The organism is Microbacterium sp. ARD31 (assembly GCF_031844425.1).
In genome coordinates this window covers 64422-86635 of record NZ_JAUZVE010000017.1, presented here as the reverse complement: position 1 = coordinate 86635, position 22214 = coordinate 64422, and the positions used below count along the sequence as shown (strand labels likewise).

General features: G+C 72.0%; 22 protein-coding genes. 5 read left to right on the top strand and 17 right to left on the bottom strand.

What is annotated here, in order from left to right; genetic code table 11:
• Nucleotides 1-2: 2 nt before the first annotated feature.
• Nucleotides 3-170: a DUF3117 domain-containing protein gene (locus Q9S36_RS29170; protein ID WP_179617972.1), complete on the bottom strand. Its 168-nt coding sequence runs from the start codon at nucleotides 168-170 to the stop codon at nucleotides 3-5.
• A 183-nt stretch (nucleotides 171-353) separates the two neighbouring features.
• On the opposite strand from Q9S36_RS29170, the gene Q9S36_RS29165 reads away from it, so the two are divergent.
• Nucleotides 354-1193, top strand: coding sequence for an enoyl-CoA hydratase-related protein (locus tag Q9S36_RS29165; protein WP_311288329.1), 840 nt, complete (start codon nucleotides 354-356; stop codon nucleotides 1191-1193).
• 18 nt (nucleotides 1194-1211) lie between these two features.
• On the opposite strand, the gene Q9S36_RS29160 is transcribed toward Q9S36_RS29165, so the two are convergent.
• The 8 genes from Q9S36_RS29160 to Q9S36_RS29125 all read right to left on the bottom strand — a co-directional run bounded on the left by Q9S36_RS29160 (nucleotide 1212) and on the right by Q9S36_RS29125 (nucleotide 9299).
• Nucleotides 1212-1970 carry a M14 family zinc carboxypeptidase gene (locus Q9S36_RS29160; protein ID WP_311288398.1) on the bottom strand — a complete coding sequence of 253 codons (759 nt, stop codon included), beginning with the start codon at nucleotides 1968-1970 and terminating at the stop codon, nucleotides 1212-1214.
• Nucleotides 1970-2392, bottom strand: a complete 423-nt coding sequence (locus Q9S36_RS29155; RefSeq protein ID WP_311288328.1) for a hypothetical protein — start codon at nucleotides 2390-2392, stop codon at nucleotides 1970-1972. The genes Q9S36_RS29160 and Q9S36_RS29155 overlap by 1 nt, the downstream gene beginning before the upstream one ends.
• A gap of 15 nt (nucleotides 2393-2407) precedes the next feature.
• Complete coding sequence (locus Q9S36_RS29150) at nucleotides 2408-2749, bottom strand: DivIVA domain-containing protein (protein WP_311288327.1); 342 nt, start codon at nucleotides 2747-2749, stop codon at nucleotides 2408-2410.
• A gap of 13 nt (nucleotides 2750-2762) precedes the next feature.
• Nucleotides 2763-3533 carry a TIGR00730 family Rossman fold protein gene (locus Q9S36_RS29145; protein ID WP_311288326.1) on the bottom strand — a complete coding sequence of 257 codons (771 nt, stop codon included), beginning with the start codon at nucleotides 3531-3533 and terminating at the stop codon, nucleotides 2763-2765.
• A complete protein-coding gene (dapE, locus tag Q9S36_RS29140) occupies nucleotides 3530-4588 on the bottom strand; it encodes a succinyl-diaminopimelate desuccinylase (RefSeq protein ID WP_311288325.1) in 1059 nt (352 codons plus the stop codon). The genes Q9S36_RS29145 and dapE overlap by 4 nt, the downstream gene beginning before the upstream one ends.
• A 23-nt stretch (nucleotides 4589-4611) precedes the next feature.
• Entirely contained in the window at nucleotides 4612-5286 is a 675-nt protein-coding gene (locus tag Q9S36_RS29135) for a VOC family protein (protein WP_311288324.1), read from the bottom strand.
• Nucleotides 5283-8471: an isoleucine--tRNA ligase gene (gene ileS, locus Q9S36_RS29130; RefSeq protein WP_311288323.1), complete on the bottom strand. Its 3189-nt coding sequence runs from the start codon at nucleotides 8469-8471 to the stop codon at nucleotides 5283-5285. The genes Q9S36_RS29135 and ileS overlap by 4 nt, the downstream gene beginning before the upstream one ends.
• Before the next feature lie 249 nt (nucleotides 8472-8720).
• Nucleotides 8721-9299, bottom strand: coding sequence for a hypothetical protein (locus tag Q9S36_RS29125; protein WP_311288322.1), 579 nt, complete (start codon nucleotides 9297-9299; stop codon nucleotides 8721-8723).
• Nucleotides 9300-9351: 52 nt separating this feature from the next.
• Between Q9S36_RS29125 and Q9S36_RS29120 the strand changes: the two genes are divergently transcribed.
• From Q9S36_RS29120 to Q9S36_RS29110, 3 genes are read left to right on the top strand one after another with little or no spacing between them, the layout of a single operon-like run.
• Nucleotides 9352-9897 carry a DinB family protein gene (locus Q9S36_RS29120; protein ID WP_311288321.1) on the top strand — a complete coding sequence of 182 codons (546 nt, stop codon included), beginning with the start codon at nucleotides 9352-9354 and terminating at the stop codon, nucleotides 9895-9897.
• Nucleotides 9898-9939: 42 nt separating this feature from the next.
• Complete coding sequence (dapD, locus tag Q9S36_RS29115) at nucleotides 9940-10878, top strand: 2,3,4,5-tetrahydropyridine-2,6-dicarboxylate N-succinyltransferase (protein ID WP_311288320.1); 939 nt, start codon at nucleotides 9940-9942, stop codon at nucleotides 10876-10878.
• A gap of 13 nt (nucleotides 10879-10891) precedes the next feature.
• The gene (locus Q9S36_RS29110) at nucleotides 10892-11860 is read left to right on the top strand and encodes a hypothetical protein (RefSeq protein WP_396653862.1); all 969 of its coding nucleotides are present in this window, start codon (nucleotides 10892-10894) and stop codon (nucleotides 11858-11860) included.
• An 81-nt stretch (nucleotides 11861-11941) separates the two neighbouring features.
• On the opposite strand, the gene Q9S36_RS29105 is transcribed toward Q9S36_RS29110, so the two are convergent.
• The 8 genes from Q9S36_RS29105 to fdxA form a co-directional block, all read right to left on the bottom strand.
• Complete coding sequence (locus Q9S36_RS29105) at nucleotides 11942-13816, bottom strand: GH39 family glycosyl hydrolase (protein ID WP_311288318.1); 1875 nt, start codon at nucleotides 13814-13816, stop codon at nucleotides 11942-11944.
• A 1-nt stretch (nucleotide 13817) separates the two neighbouring features.
• On the bottom strand, nucleotides 13818-15401 hold the full coding sequence (locus Q9S36_RS29100; protein ID WP_311288317.1) for a glucoamylase family protein: 1584 nt from the start codon (nucleotides 15399-15401) through the stop codon (nucleotides 13818-13820).
• A 33-nt stretch (nucleotides 15402-15434) separates the two neighbouring features.
• The gene (locus tag Q9S36_RS29095; protein WP_396653861.1) at nucleotides 15435-16313 is read right to left on the bottom strand and encodes a carbohydrate ABC transporter permease; all 879 of its coding nucleotides are present in this window, start codon (nucleotides 16311-16313) and stop codon (nucleotides 15435-15437) included.
• Nucleotides 16310-17275, bottom strand: a complete 966-nt coding sequence (locus Q9S36_RS29090; protein WP_311288316.1) for a sugar ABC transporter permease — start codon at nucleotides 17273-17275, stop codon at nucleotides 16310-16312. The genes Q9S36_RS29095 and Q9S36_RS29090 overlap by 4 nt, the downstream gene beginning before the upstream one ends.
• 1 nt (nucleotide 17276) lies before the next feature.
• Nucleotides 17277-18563 (bottom strand): sugar ABC transporter substrate-binding protein, encoded by a 1287-nt coding sequence (locus tag Q9S36_RS29085; RefSeq protein ID WP_311288315.1) that lies wholly within the window; start codon nucleotides 18561-18563, stop codon nucleotides 17277-17279.
• Nucleotides 18560-19561 (bottom strand): LacI family DNA-binding transcriptional regulator, encoded by a 1002-nt coding sequence (locus Q9S36_RS29080; protein WP_311288314.1) that lies wholly within the window; start codon nucleotides 19559-19561, stop codon nucleotides 18560-18562. Before Q9S36_RS29080 ends, Q9S36_RS29085 begins: the two co-directional genes overlap by 4 nt.
• Nucleotides 19562-19778: 217 nt before the next feature.
• A complete protein-coding gene (gene dapC / locus Q9S36_RS29075; protein WP_311288313.1) occupies nucleotides 19779-20885 on the bottom strand; it encodes a succinyldiaminopimelate transaminase in 1107 nt (368 codons plus the stop codon).
• Nucleotides 20882-21208, bottom strand: coding sequence for a ferredoxin (fdxA, locus tag Q9S36_RS29070; RefSeq protein ID WP_056604759.1), 327 nt, complete (start codon nucleotides 21206-21208; stop codon nucleotides 20882-20884). Before fdxA ends, dapC begins: the two co-directional genes overlap by 4 nt.
• A 65-nt stretch (nucleotides 21209-21273) precedes the next feature.
• Here fdxA and Q9S36_RS29065 point away from each other — a divergent pair, with 65 nt between their 5' ends.
• Nucleotides 21274-22188: a GNAT family N-acetyltransferase gene (locus tag Q9S36_RS29065; RefSeq protein WP_311288311.1), complete on the top strand. Its 915-nt coding sequence runs from the start codon at nucleotides 21274-21276 to the stop codon at nucleotides 22186-22188.
• Nucleotides 22189-22214: the final 26 nt, after the last annotated feature.

Below are 22214 nucleotides of genomic sequence, written 5' to 3'. Positions count from 1 at the left end.
GATCAGCCGACGACGTCCTTGAGGGCGTCACCGAGCGACGTGGCCTCCTCGGCGTTCAGCTCGACCACGAGTCGGCCACCGCCCTCGAGCGGGACGCGCATCACGATGCCGCGACCCTCCTTGGTGACCTCGAGGGGTCCGTCGCCCGTGCGGGGCTTCATGGCGGCCATCGGCGCACCTCTTCCTGTTCAGCCATCTGGTGACGATGGTGGCTCTTCACATGCGAATCGAGGCGGCTGAGTCGTTCCTGGCCGCCCCGATCGGCGTCGTACGGTCCCAGTATCCCCCATGAGGCACGTGATCGGCACCACAGGGCGCACGGACGGGGGCCGGACGTCCGGCAGACTGCCCCCATGACTGCTCCCCCGACCGCCGACGCGACCACCGACGCCACCACCGACGAGACCGCTCCGGTCCTGCTCTCGGTCGTCGACTCCGTCGCCACGATCACGCTCAACCGTCCCGAGGCGATGAACGGCCTCGACGTGGCCACCAAGGACCTGCTGCTCGAGACCGTACGACGTGTGGCCGAGGACCCCGAGGTGCGGTGCGTCGTGCTGACCGGCAACGGACGCGCGTTCTGCGTCGGCCAGGATCTCAAGGAGCACCTGGCCGGGCTCAAGGGCGACGCCGACATCCCGCTGTCGGACACGGTGGAGAAGCACTACAACCCGATCGTGCTGGCGCTGGCGACCATGCCGAAGCCCGTCGTCGCCGCCGTCAACGGTGTGGCCGCGGGCGCCGGCGCGAGCCTGGCGTTCGCCGCGGACTTCCGCATCCTGGTCGACACCGCCGGCTACAACACGTCCTTCGCGGGCGTCGCGCTGTCGTGCGACACCGGCTCGAGCTGGACCCTGCCCCGCCTCGTCGGCCGCGCGAAGGCGATGGAGCTGCTCTACTTCCCGCGCACCGTCTCCGCGCAGGAGGCCCTCGAGCTCGGGCTGGCGACCCAGGTGGTGCCGCAGGAGGAGCTGGCCGCCGCGGTGGGCGAGCTCACCACCCGCCTCGCCGCCGGGCCGACGGTCGCCTTCGGGTCGATCCGCCAAGCGGTCGCGCACTCCGCCGCGCACCCGCTCGAGGAGTCGCTGGCCTTCGAGGCCGAGAAGATGGCGCTCACCGGCGGCACCGAGGACCACCTGGCTGCCGTGGACGCCTTCGTGGCCAAGGAGAAGCCGGTCTTCCGAGGGCGCTGACCCCGCAGGCGCCGGGGATCAGCCGCGGCGGGTGCGGTGGGCGCCCAGCACGCCGAGGACCTGCCGCGGCGCCTGCACGACCATGCGATGGCGCGGCGGGCGCGCGCCGTACTCGACGGTGAGCGCCGAGCCGGCGAAGTGGTGGTTGAACCACATCGTCATGGTGCCGTGGCACAGCCCTCCGCAGTTCAGCGTCTTGCGCGGCAGCCGGAGGGCGCGGGCCACGCGGCGGGCGAAGCCGGCGTCCTTGGTGTCGGTGTCGACGCCGACGAGCGGCTGGTGGAAGCTCAGCACCCGGCGCGGGTCGATCTCCCTCAGGAACGCCATCACCGCCCGGGTCTCGGGCTCGCTGGCGGGCCGCGGGCCGGACTCGTAGCTGCCGTCGAGGTCGGCCCACCTGTGCGGGAAGTTGCGGTTGAGGTCGACGCCGCGGGCGTTGCGCCGGGTGCCTCGCGCGAGCCCGTCGGGGTTGTACGTCGGGATCACCCACAGGTCGACGCCGCGGATCGCCCGGCCGTCGCGCAGCGTCTCCAGGATCCGGCGGGTGTGCGGCTCGTTGCCGTGCATGGTCGAGACCAGCACCATCGGGCGCTTGCCGGGCTCGCCCAGGCGCCAGGCGCGGATCGGGCGCCCGCGCACGGAGTGGCCGATCGTGCGCACCTCCACGACCGCCGGGCGGTGCGGGGCGTCCGCCTCGGCGGCGCCGACCGGAGAGGTCGTCACCGGGACCGACAGGCCGGCCGCGAGCAGGCCGAGGGCCAGGACCAGGCGCCGCATCACACGGCCGCGGTGAGGTAGGCGTAGGTGAACACGAGCACGCCGACCACCATGCCGAGGTGCGCGAGCAGCGAGAGCCCCGGGCCGTCGCTCCACCCGTCGCCGGAGGCCTCCGGCACGTGGCGTCCCTTCGCCGGGAGCCAGCGCGCGAGGATCAGCAGGCCGCAGGCGGCGGTGATCCACCAGGCGGCGATCGCGACGATCCCGACGAGGGGTCCGCCGAGGAAGGAGTCCTCCGGCGCCACGAGCACCCCGAGCCACAGCACGAGGGCGACGAGGCCCGCGCCGAAGTGGGCGAGGGAGATCCGACGGCTGATGGAGAACCGTCCGGCCGCCTCCTCGCCGCTGAGGCGGAGACGGGTCAGCACGACCACCACGGCCGCGAGGGCCGTGAGGATCCACACGACGATCGGGAACGACATTCGAGGCATCCTGCCCTAGGAGTGTCCGGGGTCGCCAGACGAGCCCTGCGCAGGTCCAGACCCGTCGAGGCCGGGGTCCGTGCCCTGCTCGCGGTCCTGCCGCCGGTCCTGCTCGCGGTCCTCGAGCTCGGTTGCCAGGCGCGCCAGGAGGGCGTCCACGTCGGACATCCGGTAGCCGCGCACCGCGAGCGGGAACCGCACGGTGCGCAGGACCTGCGCGTCGATCGGCCGGTCGTCGGGCAGCGCGAGGTCGGGCCGGTCGTCGTACGCCGGCGCCATCGACCCGCCGCGGCCGGAGGCCACCACCGCGACCCCGCCCATCACCAGCACCACCAGGACGGCGAAGAGCCACATCATCGGCCGATCCCCCTCACTCGGGCCGCTCGGGCGACGGCGTCGGCCACCGGTCCTCGCGCGCGGCGACCATGAGCGCCACCGCCTCCTCGACGTCGTCGGTGACGACCATCATGTCGAGGTCCGCCGGGTTGATCTTGCCCTCGGCCAGCACGGTGTCGCGCATCCAGTCGATGAGCCCCTTCCAGTACGCCGACCCGAGCAGCACGATGGGGAACGAGGTCACCTTCCGCGTCTGGACCAGCGTGAGCGCCTCGAAGAGCTCGTCGAAGGTGCCGAGACCGCCGGGCAGCACGACGAAGCCCTGCGCGTACTTGACGAACATGGTCTTGCGGGCGAAGAAGTAGCGGAAGTTGATGCCCTTGTCGACCCACTGGTTGAGCCCGGCCTCGAAGGGCAGCTCGATGCCGAGCCCGACGCTCACCCCGCCGGCCTCGCAGGCGCCCTTGTTGGCGGCCTCCATGGCGCCGGGGCCACCACCGGTGATCACCGCGAAGCCGGCCTCCGCGAGCCGGCGGCCGACCTCCTCGGCCATCGCGTAGTGCGGGTGGTCGGCCCGGGTGCGCGCGGACCCGAACACGCCGATCGCCGGCCCGAGCTCGGCGAGCGCACCGAAGCCCTCGACGAACTCGGCCTGGATCCGCAGCACCCGCCACGGGTCGGTGTGCACCCAGTCGGTCGGGCCACGCGAGTCGAGCAGCCGCTGGTCGGTGGTGCTGCCCTCGGTGACCTGCCCACGGCGCTCGACGACCGGACCCTTCATGCGGTCACCGTGCGGGGTGCTCATGCCAGCCACTCCTTCAGGGTGCGCTCGCAGCGCTCGACGTGCTCGAGCGGGACGTGCTCGTCCTGCTTGTGGGCGAACATCGGGTCGCCGGGCCCGTAGTTCACGGCCGGGACGCCGAGCTTCGTGAACTGCGCGACGTCGGTCCAGCCGAACTTGGGGGCCGCCTCGCCGCCGACGGCGTCGACGAACGCCTTCGCCGCGGGACGGTCGAGCCCGGGAAGGGCGCCGGCGGCCATGTCGGTCACCGTGACGTCGTACCCCTCGAAGAAGTCGCGGACGAACGCCTCGGCGTCGGCCTCGCTGCGGTCGGGGGCGAAGCGGAAGTTCACCTCGACGACGCACTCGTCGGGGATCACGTTGCCGGCGACGCCGCCGCGGATGCCGGTGGCGTTGAGGCCCTCGTGGTAGGTCAGGCCGTCGATCTCGGGCTGCCGGGCGACGTAGTCGTTGAGCCGCGCCAGCACCGGGCCGGCGAGGTGGATCGCGTTGACGCCCTTCCAGCTGCGGGCGCTGTGGGAGCGCTCGCCGGTGGTGCGTACGTCGACGCGCATGGTGCCCTGGCAGCCCGCCTCGATCGCGGCGTTGCTGGGCTCCATGAGGATCGCGAAGTCGGCCTCCAGCAGGTCGGGGTCGCTCTCGGTGAGCTTGCGCAACCCGTTGTGGACCGAGTCGACCTCCTCGGCCTCGTAGAAGATGAAGGTGAGGTCGCGGTTGGGCTCGGGCAGGTCGGCGGCGAGCTTGAGCATCACCGCGTCGCCGCCCTTCATGTCGCACGTGCCGAGACCGTGGAGGATCCCGTCCTCGCGCCGCGACGGCAGGTTGTCGTTGAGCGGCACCGTGTCGAGGTGTCCGGCGATGACGACGCGCTCGGGCCGGCCGAGGTCGGTGCGCGCGACGACGGTGTGGCCGCGCCGGGTGACGGTGAGGTGGGGCAGCGCCCGCAGCGCCTCCTCCACCGCGTCGGCGATCTCCTGCTCGTGGTGGGACACCGACTCGATGTCGACGAGCTGCTGGGTCAAGGTGGCGACGTCGGCGGACAGGTCGAGGTGGGCCATGGCCACGATTCAACCAGCCCCGGTCAGCGGCCCGTCGGCGGGAACACGCAGAACTCGTTGCCCTCGGGATCGGCGAGCACCGTCCACCGCCCGGTGTCCCACAGGCGCGTCGCGCCGGCATCGAGCAGCGCCTCGACCTCGCCCTGCACGTCCCAGTGGACGGGGTTCGGGCCGACCTTCGGCTCCGGCACCGGCACGAAGTCCAGCGTCAGCACCTCGTCGGGCGTGACCCGCTCGAGCGTGTGCCAGTCGTGCCCCTCGTGGGTCGTCACCGGCACGCCGAAGACGTCACCCCACCAGGAGGCGGTCGCCGCCGGGTCGGCGCAGTCGACCACGACCCCGTGCAGGCGGTACGCCGGCGGCTCCTCGCGGACGAACGCACAGAGCTCGCCGCCCTCGGGGTCGCGCATGACCGTCCAGCCGAACCCGCTCTCCTCCGCGGGCAGCACCACGGTCGCGCCCAGGGCCTCGAGGTCGGCGATCGCACGGGCGTAGACGTCCAGGTGCACCCGGCTCTTCGCCGTCCGTGGGTGCTCGACGGGGTTGACCCACACCCGGTGGCCGTCCGTCGGCCCGTCGAGCGCGACCGGGGGCTCGCCGTCGCGGGGCGCGAGCCCGATGACCGCCGCCCAGAAGTCGGCCATCCGGCGCGGTTCGCGTGCGTCCACGCACAGGTCCTGCCAGGTGGCGAGCGTCATGCGCGCGCCACCTCGACGGCGACCTCCGCGGCGTCGGCGTACGACACGCTGGTCGCGAGGGTCTCCTCGGCGAGAAGCGCCTCGTGGGTGCGCGCCGCCTCGAGCGTCGCCGCCGGCCCGGAGAGCGTCAGCGCGATCCGGTCGGACACGGCCAGGCCGGCGTCCTTGCGGGCCTGCTGGACCGCGCGGACCAGGTCGCGGGCGGTGCCCTCGGCCTCGAGCTCGGGGGTGACGTCGGTGTCGAGCACGACGAACCCGCCGCGCGGGAGCACGCCGGTCGCGGTGCCTCCCGACGAGTCGCCGGCGACGGTGTCGAGGGCGTACTCCCCCTCCACCAGCTCCAGGCCGCCCGCGGTCACGGTGCCGTCCTCGGCCACCGACCAGTCGCCGGTCTTCGAGCCCTTGATGGCGAGCTGGACGTCCTTGCCGAGCCGCGGTCCGGCGGCGCGGGCGTTGACGGTGAGCCGCTGCTCCACGCCGTACGACGCCGCCTCCGGGGTGTCGAGGTCGAGCAGGCCGACCTGCTTGAGGTTCAGCTCGTCGGCCACCAGCTGCTCGAAGCCGGCGAGCGACGAGGCGTCGGGCACCACGACGGTCAGCGACTGCAGGGGCAGGCGGTTGCGGAGGTTGGCGGCTTTGCGCAGCGCCGAGCCGGCCGAGCAGACGTCGCGGACGGTGTCCATCGACGCAGCGAGGGCGTCGTCAGCGGGCAGGTCGTTGACGGACGGCCAGTCGGTGAGGTGCACCGACCGCTCGCCGGTCAGCCCCCGCCAGACCTCCTCGGTCGTCAGCGGCATCAGCGGCGCGGTCAGCCGGCAGACCACCTCGAGCACGGTGTAGAGGGTGTCGAAGGCGTCGGCGTCCTCGTCCCAGAAGCGGTCGCGCGAGCGACGGATGTACCAGTTGGTGAGCACGTCGAGGAAGCCGCGCGTGGAGTCGCACGCCGCCGCGACCTCGTAGTTGTCGAGCTGGTCGGTCATCGCGGCGACGTGGTCGCGCAGCTTGGCCAGGATGTAGCGGTCCATGGGGTGGGCGCTGTCGGTGCGCCACCTCGCGTCGTAGCCGTCTCCGGCCGCGTTGGCGTACAGGCTGAAGAAGGACCAGCTGTTCCACAGCGGGATCAGCACCTGCCGGACCGAGTCGCGGATGCCCTGCTCGGTGACGATGAGGTTGCCGCCGCGCAGGATCGGGCTCGACATGAGGAACCAGCGCATCGCGTCGGCGCCGTCGCGGTCGAAGACCTCGCGCACGTCGGGGTAGTTGCGCAGCGACTTCGACATCTTCTGGCCGTCGTTGCCGAGCACGATGCCGTGGCTCAGGCAGGTCGAGAACGCCGGGCGGTCGAAGATCGCGCCCGCGAGGACGTGCATCGTGTAGAACCAGCCGCGGGTCTGGCCGATGTACTCGACGATGAAGTCGCCCGGGAAGTGGTGCTCGAACCAGTCCTTGTTCTCGAACGGGTAGTGCACCTGGGCGAAGCTCATCGACCCGGAGTCGAACCACACGTCCAGGACGTCGGTCACGCGCCGCATCGTGGACTTCCCGGTCGGGTCGTCGGGGTTGGGGCGGGTGAGCTCGTCGACGAACGGCCGGTGCAGGTCGGGGTTGCCGTCCTTGCCGCGCGGCAGCCGGCCGAAGTCGCGCTCAATCTCCTCGAAGGAGCCGTAGACGTCGACGCGGGGGTAGTGCTCGTCGTCGGACTTCCACACCGGCACCGGGGAGCCCCAGAAGCGGTTGCGGGTGATCGACCAGTCGCGGGCGTTCTCCAGCCACTTGCCGAACTGGCCGTCCTTGATGTGGTCGGGCACCCAGCGGATGTCCTGGTTGAGCGCCATCAGGCGCTCCTTGACCTTGGTGACCTCGACGAACCACGACGAGACGCCCTTGTAGATCAGCGGCTGCCGGCAGCGCCAGCAGTGGGGGTAGGAGTGGTCGTAGGTCTCGCGGCGCAGCAGCACGGTGCCGGGCGTGACGGAACCGGTCTCCCCCGACCCCGAGGTCGCGGCCTTGAGGTGGTCGATGACCTGGAGGTTGGCGTCGAAGACCTGCATGCCCTCGTAGTCGACGACGGGGAAGGTGAAGCGCCCGTCCTTGCCGACCGGCATGACGGCCTCGATGCCCTCGCGGTCGGTGACGACCTTGTCGTCCTCACCGAAGGCGCCGGCGGTGTGCACCAGCCCGGTGCCGTCCGTGGTGGTGACGAACTCCGCCGGCACCAGGCGGAAGGCCTTGGCGTGACCGGCGTAGTAGGAGAACGGCGGGGCGTACTCGAGCCCCACGAGGTCGGCGCCCTTGCCCCGCCAGGTGACCTGCGGGTCGTCGCCCAGCTCGCGGGCGTACGACGCCAGGCGGGCCTCGGCGATGAGGTAGCGGGTGCCGTCCACGTCGACGACGACGTAGTCGATGTCCTCGCCGACCATGACGGCGAGGTTGGAGGGCAGGGTCCACGGGGTCGTCGTCCAGACGAGGACCTTGACGCCCTCGAAGTCGCCGGGCGTGGTGACGGAGTAGCCGACGGTGACGGCCGGGTCCTGGCGCATCTGGTAGACGTCGTCGTCCATCCGCAGCTCGTGGTTGGACAGCGGCGTCTCGTCCTGCCAGCAGTAGGGCAGCACGCGAAAGCCCTCGTAGACCAGGCCCTTCTCGTGCAGCTGCTTGAAGGCCCAGATGACCGACTCCATGAACTCGGGGTTCATGGTGCGGTAGTCGTTGTCGAAGTCGACCCAGCGCGCCTGGCGGGTGACGTAGTCGCGCCACTCGCCGGTGTACTTCAGCACCGACTGGCGGCAGGCCTCGTTGAACTTCTCGATGCCGAGCTCGACGATCTCGTCGGTGGTCTTGATGCCGTTGAGGCGCATCGCCTCGAGCTCGGCCGGCAGGCCGTGGGTGTCCCAGCCGAAGCGGCGCTCGACCCGGCGCCCGCGCATCGTCTGGTAGCGCGGGATGAGGTCCTTGACGTAGCCGGTGAGCAGGTGGCCGTAGTGCGGCAGGCCGTTGGCGAACGGCGGGCCGTCGTAGAAGACGAACTCGTTGCCCCCGTCGTCGCCGGCGTCACGCTGCTCGACGCTCGCGCGGAACGTGTCGTCGGACTCCCAGTACGCCAGCACCGCCTCCTCGATGTCGGGGAAGCGCGGGCTGCTGGCCACGGTCGTGGCGCCGGTGTGCGAGACCTTGGGGTAGGCCATCTGGGGTGCTCCTCTCGGTGCGTCGTACGTCTCGGTCGGTGTGACACGAGGACGACGTCTGCCGCGGTACCACCTCGCTTGCCCGTCCTGCTCGGACGGACCGCTTCGTTGCGGCTGTGTCGGGCCGTACCCGTCGGGTTCTACTGGGGTGGCGGCCGGCTCGCCGCACCTGTTCTTCCCGAGGCTCGCCGCTGATGACGGCTCAAGCGCCTGCCCCGATCGTACGGCGCCCGCTCGGGGGCGCGCCAATCAGTTGCCGAGGATGCGGGCGGCGGCCTCGGCCGGGGAGAGGTCGGTGGTGTCGAGCCGGAGGTGGGGGAAGTCCGCGAGCACCCGGTCGCCGGGGAGCGGGGTGTCCGGCACGGTGTTCATGGTGAAGGTCGCCTCCCGCTCGCGGATGTGGGCGACGGAGTGGGCGAGGTCGCGCTTGGACGGCTTGGCGGCCAGCCGGTCCGGGCCGTCGTTGCGGGCCAGCCGGGTGTCGAGGTCGGCGTACAGCTCGACGAAGCGCACCGGCAGGCCGCGGTCGACGTACGGCGCGACGAGGCCGCGGACGTACTCGCCGTCACGCTCGCCGGCGAGGTTCCACACGGTGGTGAACACCAGGCGTACGCCGTGGGCAGCCGCCTCCTCGATCACCCGGCGGCGGAACTCCCCGTTGAGGGTGCGGAAGGCCGGGCTCTGCTGGCCGAAGACCTCGTGGAGCGGCTCGATCGTGTGGTGGTTGTGGAACATCCGGAAGTCCGAGGCCGCGCACACCGCACGCCCGACGGTCATCTTGCCGACAGCAGGCGGGCCGAACAGCACGAGGAGCTCGCCGACGGTCATGCCCGCAGGTTATGTGCTCGCGAACCACGCCGGCGTGCGGTTGGCTTGGCCCATGGCGAACCCCGGGTACGACGGCATGTGGCTCCCCAGCGACCAGGACCCGAGGATGCAGATGGGACCGACGCGCGGCGAGCGCGAGTGCCTCGTCGGCTACCTCGAGCACTACCGGCAGACCCTCGCGCTGAAGTGCGACGGGCTCAGCGCCGAGCAGCTGGCGACGAAGGCGGTGCCGCCATCCAACATCTCGCTGCTCGGGCTCGTGCGCCACATGGCGCGCGTCGAGCAGAGCTGGTTCCGCCGCGTCATCGAGGCCCGGATGGACATCCCGCGGCTGTTCGCGGACGAGTCGGAGGACGCCGGTTTCAACTTCCCCGAGACCGACGACGACCTCGTCCGCGAGTCGCACGCGCTGTGGCAGGACGAGATCGCCTACGCCCGGGAGGTCCTCGACCGCACCGAGCTCGACGCCGTCGTCGACGTGCACGGCGAGCCCACGGAGGTGCGCGACATCGTGGTGCACATGGTCGAGGAGTACGCCCGCCACTGCGGCCACGCCGACCTGGTCCGCGAGTGCATCGACGGTCGCGCCGGCCAGTAGCCCCTCCCCGGCCCGGGTGGAGCGCCTCCGTACGCTTGTCGGGTGACTGCTGCCTCCGGCTACGGCCTGCTGACCCTCCACGGCGACACCGTCCTCGACGCGTGGTTCCCCTCCCCCGTCCTCGGGGCGACCGAGGGCGACCCCTCCGAGGAGCTCGCCTACCTCGACGGCGGTGAGGACGAGCTGCGCGGCGTCACCCGCGTCGTACGCCTGGTGGAGATCGCCGACCTGGCCTCCGCTCCGACGAGCACCGAGGACGTCTGGCTGCGCCTGCACCTGCTCTCCCACCGCCTGGTGAAGCCCCACGGCGTGAACCTCGACGGCATCTTCGGCCTGCTCTCCAACGTCGTGTGGACCTCCGCGGGCCCGTGCGCGGTCGAGGGCTTCGAGCAGGTCCGCGCGAAGCTGCGCACCGTCGTGCCCGGGCACGTCGTGCAGGTCTTCGGCGTCGACAAGTTCCCGCGGATGACCGACTACGTCCTCCCCACGGGCGTCCGCATCGCCGACGCCGACCGCGTCCGCCTGGGCGCCCACCTCGCCGAGGGCACCACCGTCATGCACGAGGGCTTCGTGAACTTCAACGCCGGCACGCTCGGCACCTCGATGGTCGAGGGCCGCATCTCCGCCGGGGTCGTCGTGGGCGACGGCTCCGACGTCGGGGGCGGGTCCTCGATCATGGGCACCCTGTCCGGTGGCGGCAAGGAGGTCATCTCCGTCGGCGAGCGCTGCCTGATCGGCGCCAACGCGGGCATCGGCATCTCCCTCGGCGACGACTGCGTGGTCGAGGCCGGCTGCTACGTCACCGCCGGCACCAAGGTCACCGTCAAGGACCTGGACGGCAAGCCGCAGGTGGTCAAGGCCGCGACGCTGTCGGGGGCCGACAACGTGCTGTTCCGCCGCAACTCGGTGAGCGGTGCCGTCGAGGCCGTGGCGTGGAAGGGCGACGGCATCGCCCTCAACGCCGCCCTCCACGCCAACTAGCGCGGGAGGGAGCGTGCCGTCGTTGCGTGCGGCCACCGTCGGCGTGGTGGCGGTCCTGGGCGCGGTGGCGGCCGGGTACGTGCTCGTGGACCGGGGCGGCGTGCCCAGCCTGCTCGACACCAGCGGCTGCACGGCCGAGGTCGACGGCCACACCGTGGAGATCGACCTCGAGCAGGCGGAGAACGCTGCGCTGATCACCGCGATCTCCATCGAGCGCGGCATGCCCGCACGGGCCGCCAGCATCGCGCTCGCGACCGCCTTCCAGGAGTCGAAGCTCTACAACATCGACTACGGCGACCGCGACTCCGTCGGCCTCTTCCAGCAGCGACCGTCCCAGGGGTGGGGCTCGGTGAAGCAGCTGACGGACCCGGTCTACGCGACCCACGCCTTCTACGACGCCCTCGCCAAGGTGGACGGCTACCGCGAGATGGAGATCACCGACGCTGCCCAGGCGGTGCAGCGCTCGGCCTACCCCGACGCGTACGCCGACCACGAGGAGGACGGCCGCGCCCTCGCCTCGGCCCTCACCGGCAACTCGCCGCGCGGGATGTGGTGCGACGTCCCCGGCGATGCCGACGAGGCGACCGACGAGCTCGACGCGAGCGGGCTGGTGCCCCGCGCGAGCGTCGTACGGCAGGAGCTGGAGGAGGTCTTCGGCACGCTGTCGCTCGGCGGGTTCGAGCCCGGCGGGATCTCGAGCGGCCACATGGAGGGGTCGGCGCACTACGAGGGCCGCGCGATCGACGTCTTCTTCCGGCCGATCAACGCGGAGAACAAGCAGCGCGGGTGGGCGATGGCGACCTGGCTGGTCGCCAACGCCGACCGCCTCGACATCAAGACGATCATCTTCGACGACCGGATCTGGCACGCCGGATCGCGCTCGGACGACGGCTGGACCGACTACCGGGTGCCGTCGTCCTCGCGCGGTGACCGCAGGATCCTCGAGCACCGCGACCACGTCCACGTCGACGTCATCGACTGAGGCGCGATCTCGCGGGGGCGTGGTTTCGAGGCTCGCTCCGCTCGCACCTCAACCACCGGAAGGGAGGCCTCGCTCCACACCTCAACCGGCGAGGGGGCTCAGGGTCAGCAGCGACATCGCGGGCATCGGCAGGTCGTACTCCACCACCACGGTGCCGTCGGCGTCGGCCGTGACCTCCATGTCGGGCTCGAGCACGTCGAGCCGGTCGGCCTCGCGCAGCGTGGCCCACTGCTCCTCGGTCGGCCAGGCCTGGTCGTCGGCCTTGATCCGGCCCCAGACCGCGGCGATGTCGGAGTGCTGGTCGTCGACCCGCTCGTGCCGCAGGGTGTACGACGCCTCCGGGGCGAGGCCGTGCACCTCGACCCGGACGTGGCGGGCCAGCCCGGGGGCGCCCGACGCCTTGGTCTGGTCGAGGGTGAGGTTCCAGGTCAGGACGGTCACCTCGCCGCCGTCCTCGGTCGCCGCGAGCGCCTCGACGAGCGAGTCCGCCCCGTCGCCCGACAGCTCCACGGAGAGCTGCTGCTCGCCGAGGCTCTCCAGCAGGGCGAGCGCCCACCACCGGGGCTTGCGCAGCTCGCCGACGGTGCGGAGGCCGAAGCCGCCGTGGAGCAGCTCCGGCGGCCGGCCGAGCTCCTCGAAGTGGTCGGAGACGACCCAGTAGGACAGCGCCTCGATGCGGCGCTCGCGCATCGCCGAGGCCATCCCGCGGAGCAGGAAGGTGCCGGCGAAGACGGCGTCGCTGACCTCGTGGAAGTGGGTGGGCGTGACGCCCCACTCGGTCCACCAGATCGGCACCCCGTCGCGGCCGTGCCGCTCCAGTGCCGGACGGAAGTCGAGCGGCGGCGAGCCGTAGGTGTGGGTGGTGAGGAAGTCGACCGGTGCGCCCGACTCGTCGGCGTGGGTGAGGAGCTCCTCGACCCACCCCGACGCCGCGGACGACGGCCCGCCGACCCGCAGCCGTGGGTCCACGGACTTCACGGCCGCGGCGGTGACGTCGTACAGCTTGAGGTACTCCGCGGGGGTGCCGGACCAGAAGACCTCGAGGTTGGCCTCGTTCCACACCTCGAAGGACCAGTGCTCGACGAGGTCCTCCAGCCCGTAGCGGTCCGCGAGGTGCTGGGTGAGGTCGCGGACCAGGTCGTGCCAGCGCTGCCAGTCCTTGGGCGGCGAGACGATGGCGGCGTACTCGAAGACCGTCGTGGACGGGTCGGAGGCGAGGTCGTGCGGCATGAAGGAGAGCTCGACGACCGGGTAGAGGTCGAGGCTGCGCAGGTGGTCGTAGACCCGGTCGACCCCGGAGAAGTCGTGCACCGGCTCGCCGTCGACCTCGCGGTAGACGCCGTTGTCGTCGTTGAGGATCGCGTGCGCCCGCACGTGGGTGACGCCGAGCTCGCGGCGCGCGGCGGAGAGCGCCGCGGATAGCTCCTCGCCGATGACGCGCCCGCCGACGGTGTCGGTGGAGAGCGCGTAGGACAGGTGCTCGCTGCCGATCATCGGCCGCCACGGACGGGGCAGCTCGCCGGTCGGGCGAGCGGCGTCGACCGCGACCACGACCGGTGCCGACGCGGCCGGCAGCGGCGCGGCGGACACCGGGCCGGACAGCTCGCCCTGCACGTGCACGTCCGTGAGGGTCGCGACGCGGTACCACCGCTCACGCTCCGGCGTGCCCGTCGTGTCGGCGTACGGCGGGTGCGGCACCGCGAGCACGTCGCGGCCGGCGTGGTCGAGCGGCTGGTAGTCGCCGTAGGGCTCGTCGGCGGCGTAGACCTGGTAGCCGACGGCCCCCGGCACCTCGTCCCAGGTCACGGTGACCTGCTGTCCTCCGGCCTCGGCGCGGATCCGGGGCGGCGGTTCGAGCCGCGGCGCGTCGCCACCGAAGGTGGGGTCGGTCCGCTGGCCGATCCGGTTCTCCCAGTCGGTGCGGGCGTCGTGCTGGGCAGGGCTGGTCTGGGTCACGTCATCGTCCTTCCGAGGTGAAGACCTCTTCGTGCATGAGGGGGCGCAGCTTCCACTCCATGGCGCCGCGGCTGACGTAGTCGCGCAGCGAGTCCCGGGTCAGGGCGTTGCCGAGGGCGGCGACGACCATGCCCTGGTCGAGCGCGAGGTACTCGCGCGACACCGTGCCGCTGCGCACCGCCACGGCGTCGTAGAAGCCACCGTGGCCGTAGGCATCGAAGTCCTCCCGCAGGTTGGCCAGGTTGGCCAGCGCCTCACGCGGTGCGTAGCGCAGCGCGAGGAAGGACGCGTGCGGCGTCACCACCCCGTCGCCGTACGTCGTCGGGGCGGGCTCGCCGGCGCGGTCCGGGCAGCCCTCGTAGGGCTGGTCCCAGTCGGTCCGCTCCTGGTCGGAGGTGTAGCCGGGACCGTCCATGCCGAGCGGGTCGACGCCGTACTCGCGGTAGCCGCCGGCCGGGTCGTTGGAGGGAGAGAAGCCCCAGTAGCCGTAGCCGGCCTCCTCGAGGCCGTGCTCGACCTGGCCCTGCACGTAGAGCGGGTGGTTCACGCCCCACGACCGGGGACCCCAGCGCTCCTCGGGCACGAACAACGGCACCATCAGCGCCTCGAACATGCTGCCGCCCCACGTCGGGACGACCTTGGTCCCCCGGTAGGGCAGCGTGCCCTCGAAGACGTCGACACCTTGGTAGCGGCGCCAGACGCCGGTCGGCTTCGTCTCGGTCCACGACCAGTCGCAGGTGGGCGGGAAGGTCCGCATGGTGCCGAAGTAGTGGCGTTGCGGGATCTGGCCCGCGGCGATGCCGAGGTAGGACGCCATCCGCGGCTCGGTGTTGAACGCGCCGTAGTGGTGGCAGGTGTAGTACACGTCCTCGCCGCCGCGGTAGTTGCCGGCGACCGAGCACCCGGGCGGCGGGTCGACCCAGAAGCCGCCGCGGATCTGCCCACCGACCGGGGTGGTGGTGTCGGCCGGGTCCTTCCGGACGCCCTCGGCCGGGTTGTAGTAGTAGCCGAAGTCCATCCGGGCTCGGATCGCCCGGGCCTGGCGGGCCAGCTGCGGGATCGCGCGCTCGGTGACGAGGAGCCCGGTCGCGAGCCACGCGTTGTCGACGCTGGAGGCGAAGGGGTGGACCGGGTCGCCGTTCTCCGGCCACGTGGTGAGCTTCGCGCCCGTGGCGGGGTCGTACCAGTTGTAGAACATCCCCGACGGCTCGTGCTTCTCCAGCCCGGCGACGGAGCGCAGGGTGGTGCGCGCGCGCTCCGTGGCCTCCCGGCGCGAGATCAGGCGGGTGTCGCGCGCGACGACGGTGCTCCACAGGTAGGCGCCGATGTTCGTCGGCGAGGTGTAGCCGCTGCGGGTGGCGGCGTCGAGGTCGCCGCCGATGTTGTCGGCGGGCAGGCCGGTGGTCTCGTCGGTCATCGCGGCCATCGAGTCCCAGCTGTCGGCGAGGTAGCCCTCGAGGACGGCGCGGGTCGAGGTGCCAGGCGTGCGGTCCTGCGCGATCGCCGGGGTCGTGGTCGGGACCGCCAGCAGGGCGGTCGCGGCGACGGCGGTGGCCGCCGCGGCCAGGGGTGAGCGGACTCTCATGGGGGTGCCTCCAGGCCCGAGAGGGCGGTTGGGTTACTTGATTCCGGTCATGGCGATGCCCTGCATGATGTGGCGCTGCAGGACCAGGAAGATGGCGAGCACGGGCAGCACGACGACCACGGAGCCGGCGAGCAGGAGCCCGTACTGGGTGGCGTTCTGGCCCACGGAGTAGAGGGCGAGCGCGACGGGGAGCGTGTACTTGTCCTCGGTCTGGGCCACGACGAGCGGCCACAAGAAGTTGTTCCACGAGGTGAGGAACGTCAGGATCCCGAGCGTCGCCAGCGCGGGTCCGCACAGCGGCAGGATCACGGAGAAGAAGATGCGCAGCTCGCCGGCGCCGTCGATGCGGGCGGCCTGGATCAGCTCGTCGGGCAGCGACTGGATGTACTGCCGCATCAGGAAGACCCCGAACGGGCCGGCCAGGAACGGCAGGATCATGCCGAGCAGGGTGTTGGAGAGCCCGAGGTTCGTGGTCAGCACGAAGAGCGGCACGAACGTCACGACGCCCGGGATCATCAGCGTGCCGAGCACGATCGCGAACAACGCGCGCTTGCCGGGGAAGTCGAGCTTGGCGAGCGCGTAGCCGAGCATCGAGCAGAACACCATGTTGCCGGCGGTGACCGCGAGCGCGACGATCGCCGAGTTCAGGAAGTACGTCGGGAAGTCGAGCTTGGTGAACAGGGTGTCGTAGTTGTCGAGGGTCAGCGTCTCCGGCCACCAGGTGGGCGGCACGGCCCGGACCTCGGCCTCGGGCTTGATGCTCGAGACGAGCATCCACACGAAGGGCAGCACGACCAGCAGCAGCCCGCCGCCGAGCACGGCGTACATCCACCGCGGCGTACGACGCCACTCCCCGCCCTCGCGCGAGGCGGGCGGCGCGGCCGGAGCCGGGGTCTTCGCGACCACGCTCATCGCGCCGCCTCCCTCTCGCCGAGCCAGCGGAACTGCACCCAGGTGAGGAGCACGACCGCGAGGAACAGCAGGTAGCTCGCGGCGGCGGCGTACCCGTAGTTGCCGAAGCCGAACTGGTCGTAGGTGAAGTAGGTGATCGAGCGCGTCGCGTCGAGCGGGCCGCCCTTGGTCATCACGAACGCCTCCTCGAAGAACTGGAGGTAGCCCAGGCCGGTGATCACCGCGCCGAAGAGCAGGGTCGGGCGCAGCATCGGCAGCGTCACGTGCCGGAAGCGCGACCACCCGCTCGCGCCGTCGACCTCGGCCGCCTCGGCGACCTCCTGCGGGATGGTCTGCAGGCCGGCCAGGAAGATGACCATCAGCGTGCCGAAGTTGCGCCACACCGCCATCAGGACCAGCGACGGCAGGGAGAGCGTGGTGCTGTCGAGCCAGCCGGGGCCGTCGATGCCGACCCAGCCGAGGACAGTGTTGAACAGGCCGCCGTTGTCGCGGTAGAGGTACTTCCACACCACCGACACCGCGACGATGCTGGTGACGACGGGCAGGTAGTAGCCGACGCGGAAGAAGCCGCGGAACCGCTCGATGCGGTTGATGCCGACGGCGACGGCCAGCGCGACCGCCATGGTCAGGGGCACGCCGAGCAGCAGGTAGAGCAGGGTGTTGAGGGTGACCTTGCGGAAGAGCGGGTCCTGCACCAGCGCGACGTAGTTGTCGAGGCCGACGGGGTCGACCGCGAACGGGTCGCGGATGTCGGTGCGCCGCATGTCGGTGAAGCTCATCCCCAGGCTCGCGAGCACGGGCCCCAGGCTGAACACCACGAACAGCACCACGAACGGCAGCGCGAGCACCCACGCGGCCACGGCCTGCTGCCGACGCGTCGGGTCGACGTGGCGCGAGGGCGTGCCCCGCTCCGGTGCCCGGGGCGGCCCGGGCACCGGAGGGGCGCTGGTGGGGGCGCTCATGTCACAGTCCGGTGCCGATCTGGGCAGCCTGGCGCTGCATCTCGGCCACCGCGTCCTCCACGGACGTGTCGCCCTTGGTCGCCTTCTCGACCTCGCTGTCGATGACGGTGGCGACCTCCTCCCACGTCGGCACGGCCGGCGGGGCGAGGGCGTTGTCGAGCTGGTCGCCGAAGACGCTCAGCTGCGGGTCCTCGGCGAGCTCGCCGGAGTCCCAGGCGGAGGAGACGGCCGGCAGGTCGCCCATCTCGTCGTAGAAGTCCTGCTGGGTCTCCGGGTCGGCGAGCCACTGCACGAGCTTCCAGGCACTCTCCTTGTTGTCGGAGTCCGCGAAGACCGCGAGGTCGCCGCCGCCGACGAACGACGTGCCGGGGGCGCTGTCCTTGCCGGGCAGCACCGCGACGGCGTACTGGTCCTCGTCGACGCCCTGGTCCTCGACCAGGCCGGTGTGCCAGGGGCCGGAGATGAAGGAGCCGTAGGTGCCGTCGGCGAAGCCGCTCTCGAGCTCACCGGCGTCGAGCAGGCGGGTCGGGGAGATGCCCTCGTCGAAGTAGCCCTTGTAGTACTCCAGCGCCTCGGTCATCTCCGGGCTGTCGAGGGTGTACTCGGTGCCGTCGTCGTTGGTCACGCCGGCCCCGTTGGACCAGGCGAAGGGCAGCATCGTCTGCCACGAGCCGGTGCCGCCGGCAGGCAGCTGGATGCCGTACTCGGCGCCGCCCTTGTCCTGCAGGTCGAGCGCGAACTGCTTGAGCTCGTCCCACGTGGCCGGCGGCTGGTCCCAGCCGGCCTTCTCGGCGAGGTCCTTGCGGTAGTAGAGCACGCGCGTCTCGACGTACCAGGGGACGCCGTACGACGTGCCGCCGACCTCGGTGCTGCCCCACGCACCCTCGAAGAAGTCGGAGGAGGAGACGAGGTCCTCGGGCAGCGGGTCGAGGCCGCCGGCCTCGGCGAACTCACCCATCCAGGTCGTGCCGACCAGGGTCACGTCGGGGGTCTCGCCCGCGGCGATCGCGTTGGCGATCTTCTCGTGCGCGCTCTCCCAGGGGACCGCGGTGACCTCGACCTCCGCGTCGGGGTTGTCCTCGGTGAAGGCCGTGGCGAAGTCGCCGAGGACCTCGCCCTCGGTGCCCATCGCCCAGACCTCGATGGTGCCGGTGGCCGGGCCGTCCCCGACGGCCTCGCCCTGCTCGACGGGGCCGTCGCCACCGGAGTCGCGGCCGCACGCCACCAGGGCCAGGGATGCCAGCCCGAGGGCCGCGCCGGCACGGGCCGTGCTGCGGAAACTGGTCATTGATCTTCACCTTTCGCGGGGGAACTGCTGGATCGGACGATCAGCTCGGTGGGGAGCACCTCGTGGCGCGGCTCGGCCCGACGTCCCTCGATGAGGTCGTCGAGGAAGCGCGCCGCCGTGGCGCCGAGGTCGTGGAGGGGCTGGCGCACGGTCGTCAGCTCGGCGTAGCGGGCGGCCATGATGTCGTCCCACCCGGTCACCAGCACGTCGCGCGGTGCGACGACCCCGCGGGCGCGCAGGGAGGTCATCAGCCCGAGCGCGAGCTCGTCGTTGGCGCAGGCGATGGCGTCGGGCAGGCGGTCCGGACGCTGGCAGAGGTCCTCCCCCGCCCGCGCACCGCCCTGCTCGTCCATGCTCGGGACGGGGAGGACCCGGACCTCGAGCCCGGCGGCGTCGGCGCCCGCGATGATCCCGGCGAGGCGCTCGGCGACGTCGGGCGCGCCCTCCGGGTCGCCGAGGAAGGTGATCGAGCGGGCCCCCGACGCGACGAGGTGGGCGGCGAGCGCCTCGGCGGTCGCCCGGTTCTCGGCGCGGACCGAGTCGACGCCGGGCACGGCGGGTCGTGCCGCGATCACCAACGGCACGCCGCGCTCGGCCAGCCCGACGAGCACCTCGTCGGGGACGGTGTGGCCGGCCAGCACCACGAGGCCGTCGCAGCGCCCGGCGAGGCGGATGATCATCTCGGGGGCGGCCGGTCGGCCGTGGGTGGCGAGGATCAGGACCGCTCGGCCGAGCTCGGCCGCGACGCCCTCGTAGCCGAGGACGACCTCCGCGTAGTAGGGACCGGAGAGGTCGGGGAAGACGATGCCGTTGGCGGCGTGGCGGCGCTCGGCGAGCTGGCGGCCGAGGTGGGAGGGCGTGTAGTCGAGCTCGTCGGCGGCCGCCTGCACCCGGCGCAACGTCTGCTCGCTGACGATCGACGGGTCGCGCATCGCCCGCGAGACGGTGGCGATGGAGACGCCGGCCTGCCTCGCCACGTCGCGGATCGTCGACGCCATGCGGACCTCCCGAGGTCTGTAACCGGTTACTGAAACCGGTTACAACCGTGACCCCGATCACACGCGTCTGTCAACCCCTCCCCTGCGGATCGCGCGCCGGCGGGGGTCGGTTCCCTCCCAGTGATCCCCGGCTGACCGGGGATCACTGAACATGTCAGGCCGTGCACGGGCCGACATGTTCAGGAAGAGCCTGACAACCCCGACGCTCGGGTGTACGTCAGCCGGCGAGGCGGGCGACCGCGGCGTCGATGCGCTCGTCGGTGGCGGTGAAGGCGACCCGGACGTGCTCGCGGCCGGCGGCGCCGTAGAACTCCCCGGGCGCGACCAGGATGCCGAGGTCTGCGAGGTCCGCGACGGTCGTCCAGCAGTGCTCGCCGCGGGTGGCCCAGAGGTACAGCGAGGCCTCCGAGTGGTCGATGGTGAACCCGGCCCGGAGGAGGGCCTCCTTCAGCTTCGCGCGGCGCGCGGCGTAGCGGGCGTGCTGCTCGCTCGCGTGCGCGTCGTCGTCGAGGGCGGCGACCATCGCGCGCTGCTGGGGGCCGGGCATCTGGAGGCCGAGGTTCTTGCGCACGGCGAGCAGCTCGCCCACGAGGGCCGGGTCGCCGGCGACGAAGGCGCAGCGGTAGCCGGCGAGGTTGGAGCGCTTGGACAGCGAGTGGACGGCGAGGACGCCGTCGTGGGAGCCGCCGTTGACCTGCGGGTCGAGGATCGACAGCGGCCGCTCGCCCTCCCAGGCGCACTCGATGTAGCACTCGTCGGAGACGAGGATCGTGCCGCGCTCGCGGCACCAGTCGACGACCTTGCGCAGGTGGTCGAGCGGCAGCACGCGACCGCTCGGGTTGGCCGGGCTGTTGAGCCACAGCAGCCTGGGGGTGCGCGGGCCGAACGCGGTGAGCGAGTCGGTCGCCAGGCTCTCCGCGCCGGCCAGCGCGGCGCCCACCTCGTAGGTCGGGTAGGCGAGGGCGGGGTAGCCGATGAGGTCGCCGGCGCCGATGCCGAGGTGCACCGCCATCGAGCCGATCAGCTCCTTCGAGCCGATCACCGGGAGCACCCCGTCGAGTCCGAGGCCGGTCACGTTGTGGCGGCGGGCGAGCCAGTCGATCGCCGCCTGCCGGGTCGCCTCGAGCCCGATGGTGGTCGGGTAGCCGGGCGAGTCGGCGGCGGCCCGCAGGGCCTCCCGGACGACTGCGGGCGTGGGGTCGACGGGCGTGCCGACCGAGAGGTCACAGACCCCGTCGGCGTGGGCGCGCGCCGTCGCGGCGTACGTCGTGAGCTTGTCCCAGGGGAAGTCCGGGAGCCGGCCGGAGACCGGCTGCGACGTCACTCGTCGTGCTCCTGCGGGGGCAGTGCGGCGACGAGCTCGTGGTCCTTGTCGATGACGCCCATCTTGGCCGCGCCACCGGGCGAGCCGAGGTCGTCGAAGAAGTGGACGTTGGCGTCGTAGTAGCCCTTCCACTCCTCCGGGGTGTCGTCCTCGTAGAAGATCGCCTCGACCGGGCAGACCGGCTCGCAGGCGCCGCAGTCGACGCACTCGTCGGGGTGGATGTAGAGCATCCGCTTGCCCTCGTAGATGCAGTCGACGGGGCACTCGTCGACGCACGCGCGGTCCTTGAGGTCGACGCACGGCTGGGCGATGACGTAGGTCACCAGGTCCTCCTGAACACGGGATGGGCACGGATGGGGAACGTGACCACTCACTCTAGTATCCGTGGGTGCCCGATCCGTCAGAACCCCACACCGACGAGACGGGGGTGGGCAGCCACATGCTCGGCCCGCACGTCGTCGGCCAGCGCGTGGTGGTCCGCCACCTGCTCCCGGACGGCCGCGCGACCGACGTCCTCGGCACCTGCACGGAGTGGGGCGCGGACACCCTGACCATCGACCGCGAGGGCCACGGACCGGTCGTCGTCGCCCTCGCCGACGTGGTCACCGGCAAGCCCGTCCCCCCGCGCGCGTCGGTGCGGGCGCGGGTCTCGCCCCGCGAGGTCGAGGTGCACGTCGGGGCGCTGTGGACCTCGGTCGAGACCGAGCCGCTCGGCGACTGGCTGCTGCGCGCCTCCCCTCCCCACGGCGGACGCCTGCGGCGGCGCGGCAACTCGGCCCTGGCGATGGACGAGCCGGGCATCGGCTGGGCCGACGCCGCCTGGCGGGTGCGTGAGTTCTACGCCGCGCGGGAGCAGCCGGCGTACGTCCAGGTGCAGCGCGGGTCGCACGTCGAGCGGACCCTCGCTCCCCTGGGCTTCTCGTCGACGGGCGACGGCGACGCGCACGCCCAGCTCGCGTCGGTGGCACGCGCGCTCCGGTCCGTACGACGCTCCGCACCCGAGGTGCCCTCCGAGCTGGCCGGCTCCCCCGCCGACGTGACCGTCACGCTGGACGGCGGCGCGGCAACCTGTCGCGGGGTGCTCTCCGGAGACTGGCTGCTCGTGGAGGGCCTGGCGGTGGACCCCGCCCGGCGCCGACGCGGGCTGGCGACCGCCGCGCTCGCGGAGGTGCTCGACTGGGGCGCCTCCTGCGGCGCGACCACGGCGATGCTGCACGTCGAGACGGTGAACGCCGGGGCGATCGCGCTCTACCAGCGGCACGGCTTCGTCACGCACCACACCAATCGGTACCTCGTCGGCTAATCGGGTTGCCCGGCAGCGGTCGGGCG